Raw genomic sequence first — 3,178 nt, 5'->3', positions numbered from 1 at the left:
CGGGAAGAGCTGGACCGCCTGCGCGCCCACATCGCCGCCGCCCGCGACATGCTGTCCAAAGGGGGCGCCATAGGCCGCCAGCTGGACTTCCTCTGCCAGGAATTCAACCGCGAAGCCAATACCCTATGCTCCAAGTCGGCCGACGTGGAGCTGACCCGCACCGGTCTGTCCCTCAAGGCCGCCATCGAACAATTGCGAGAGCAGGCTCAGAACATCGAATGACCATACCCATGGACTTGCAGCCCGCCGGTCCGGGGCCGGCCAAGATCGGACGCCGGGGTCTGATGCTGGTGCTGTCGTCGCCGTCGGGCGCCGGCAAGACCACGATCGCGCGCCGCATGCTTCAGCGCAACAGCAGCCTGACCATGTCGGTCTCCGTCACGACCCGGCCGCCGCGTCCGGGCGAAGTGGATGGTGTCGATTACCACTTCATCGACCATCCCACCTTCGAGCGCATGGTGGTGGACAAGCAGTTGCTCGAACACGCACGCGTCTTCGGCAACTACTACGGCACGCCCCGCGCGCCGGTGGAACTGGCGCTGTCCAAGGGCCGCGAGATCCTGTTCGACATCGACTGGCAGGGTACCCAGCAACTGGCGGAGAACGCCCGCGACGACCTCGTCAGCATCTTCGTGCTGCCGCCGTCGTCAAAGGAGCTGGAACGCCGGCTTCACACCCGCGCCCAGGACAGCGCCGAGGTCATCGCCGGCCGCATGGCCAAGGCGGCGGACGAGATGAGCCACTACTTCGATTACGAATACGTGATCGTCAATTACGACGTCGAGAACAGCGTCCATCAGGTCCAGTCGATCCTGGAAGCCGAGCGACTGAAGCGCCGCCGCCAGATCGGCCTGTCCGACTTCGTCCGGCAGCTTCAGGAAGGCGTCTGAAAAGTAGCTGATTCGTAGGTCGGGTATAGCGAAGCGGCACCCGACAAGCCGGCGCGTCGGTGTCGGGTGCCGCTCCGCTATACCCGACCTACGGATTCCTGGACGCCCGCCAAGCCCTAGCCAGCGCCGCGAAGCCTGCCACCGGAACTTCCTCCGCCCGTTGGGTCGGGATCAACCCGGATTCTTCGATCAGCGACTCGGCATTGCCGAGCGACTTCAGGCTGGCGCGCAGCATCTTGCGGCGCTGGCCGAAGGCAGCCGCCGTCACCGCTTCCATCGCGGCGAACTCCGCCGGTTCCGGCGCTAAGCGCGGAACGAAATGCACGACCGTCGACTCGATCTTCGGCGGCGGCGTGAAGGCTCGGGCCGGCAGGTTGAACATCGGACGAACCTCGGCCCGCCACTGGGATATCACCGACAGCCTGCCATAGGCCTTGCTCCCCGGCTTGGCGGATAGACGGTCGGCCACTTCCCGCTGGAACATCAGGGTCAGGCTGCGGAACTGCTCGATCCGCTTCAGCCAGCCGATCAGCAGCGGCGTCGCCACGTTGTAGGGCAGGTTGGCGACGATGGCGCGCGGGGCAGGGGCGATGGCTTCCGGATCTACTTCCAGCGCATCGCCTTCGATCAGGCGCAGCCGGCCCTCGGCGGCCTCCACCAGATCGGCAAGAGCCACGATGCAGCGGTTGTCGCGTTCCACCGCGACCACCGCGGCGGCATCGCTGTTGAGCAGCGCCCGCGTCAACCCCCCGGGGCCTGGACCGATCTCGATCACCGTAACGCCGGAAAGATCGCCGGCCGATCGGGCGATTCGCCCCGTCAGGTTGAGGTCCAGCAGGAAATTCTGGCCAAGCGCCTTGCGCGCTCCCAGGTCGAAGCGGGCGATCACCTCCCGCAGGGGTGGCAACTCATCGACCCGGCTCATCGTCCGGCCTGCCGTGACGCCCGGTATCCAGCCATCTCGACGGCGGTCTTCATGGCCGCGATCAGGCTCGATGGGTCTGCCTTGCCGGTGCCGGCGATATCCAGCGCCGTCCCGTGGTCGGGCGAGGTGCGGACGAAGGGAAGACCGAGCGTGATGTTGACGCCGGTATCGAAATCCACCGTCTTCAGCGGGATCAGCGCCTGATCGTGGTACATGCACAGGACGGCGTCATAGCGGCTGCGGGCGGCCGCGTGGAACAGGGTGTCCGCCGGCAGCGGTCCGATGACCGAGTAGCCCTCCCGCCTGAGGATCTCGGCAGCCGGTGCGATGATTTCGATCTCTTCCATGCCCAGGGAACCGCTCTCGCCGCCATGAGGGTTGAGAGCGGCCAGTGCCAGCCGCGGCTGGGCGATCCCGAAATCCTCGCTCAGGCCCGCCGCCGTGACGCGCCCGCACTGGACGATCATATCGGTGGACAGCGTCTCGATCGCGTCGCGCAGCGGCAGGTGAATGGTGACCGGCACCACCCGCAGCCCGCCGCCGGCCAGCATCATCACCGGCTCGGTATCCATCCCCGCGAGCGCCGCCAGGTACTCGGTATGGCCGGGATAGCCAAAGCCGGCCTCGTACAGCGCACTCTTCTGGATCGGATTGGTAACCATGCCGGCGCACTCACCGGCATGAACCAGCGCCACCGCCTGCTCGATGCTGTTCAGCACGGCGGCGCCGTTGGACGGATCGGGCAATCCCGGCTCCACCGGATGGTCCAGCGCGGTCGGCAGCACCGGAAGCGCGCGGCTGAAGACCCCGACCGCCTCGCCGGCGCTGCCGACCGCTTCCACCGGGACATCCAGCCCGATCCGCCTCGCAAGTGCGGCGATACGTTCCGGATCGTCCAGCAGCACGAATGCCGGCACCGCCTTCGCGGACCGGCAGATCCAGGCTTTCAGCGCCAACTCGCCGCCGATGCCCGCCGGCTCGCCCATCGTCAGGGCGAGCGGCGCCGAACCCGTCCTCAGCCAGCCCACCGTCATCCGACGCGCAGATCCACGAACGCGGAGCGCCGGAGGTCGCGCAGGAGCCGGCGCTGGAGCATGTCCAGCTTCTCCTGACCGAGCGAGTTCATGATCTGCTCACGCGGTGGCAGGCTGTTGGCGCCCCCGACCGCCCGCTCGTCCCGAAGCATCAGGATATGGTAGCCGGTGATGCTGCGGATCGGGCGTGTCGCCTGACCGGGACGAAGCTGCTTCAGGGCGCTGTCCAACTCTTCCGGAAGCTGGCCCTGCTGGACCCAGCCCAGGTCGCCGCCGTTACTGGCCCCTGCCGACTGCGAGAACTGGCGCGCTACGGCCGGGAAGCTGGC

5 protein-coding genes are annotated in these 3,178 nt (G+C 67.3%); 2 read left to right on the top strand and 3 right to left on the bottom strand.

The features are described from left to right. Positions 1-222: endoribonuclease YicC domain-containing protein (locus AC5JJ6_RS05900; RefSeq protein ID WP_496041150.1), on the top strand; the 222-nt coding region annotated here is incomplete at its 5' end. Between the two features lie 14 nt (positions 223-236). Further along, the gene (gmk, locus tag AC5JJ6_RS05895; protein ID WP_496041151.1) at positions 237-890 is read left to right on the top strand and encodes a guanylate kinase; all 654 of its coding nucleotides are present in this window, start codon (positions 237-239) and stop codon (positions 888-890) included. Positions 891-978: 88 nt separating this feature from the next. Here gmk and rsmA read toward each other — a convergent pair whose 3' ends face one another. The 3 genes from rsmA to AC5JJ6_RS05880 all read right to left on the bottom strand — a co-directional run. Beyond that, a complete protein-coding gene (gene rsmA / locus AC5JJ6_RS05890) occupies positions 979-1,815 on the bottom strand; it encodes a 16S rRNA (adenine(1518)-N(6)/adenine(1519)-N(6))-dimethyltransferase RsmA (RefSeq protein ID WP_496041149.1) in 837 nt (278 codons plus the stop codon). Further along, positions 1,812-2,849 carry a 4-hydroxythreonine-4-phosphate dehydrogenase PdxA gene (gene pdxA, locus AC5JJ6_RS05885; RefSeq protein WP_496041148.1) on the bottom strand — a complete coding sequence of 346 codons (1,038 nt, stop codon included), beginning with the start codon at positions 2,847-2,849 and terminating at the stop codon, positions 1,812-1,814. Before pdxA ends, rsmA begins: the two co-directional genes overlap by 4 nt. Continuing rightward, a partial coding sequence (locus tag AC5JJ6_RS05880; protein ID WP_496041147.1) for a peptidylprolyl isomerase occupies positions 2,846-3,178 on the bottom strand: 333 nt, incomplete at its 5' end. The genes AC5JJ6_RS05880 and pdxA, both read right to left, overlap by 4 nt.

The organism is Skermanella sp. (genome assembly GCF_059503625.1).
Note: the sequence above shows the minus strand (reverse complement) of the source record. Positions and strands in the feature narration are given on the sequence as shown.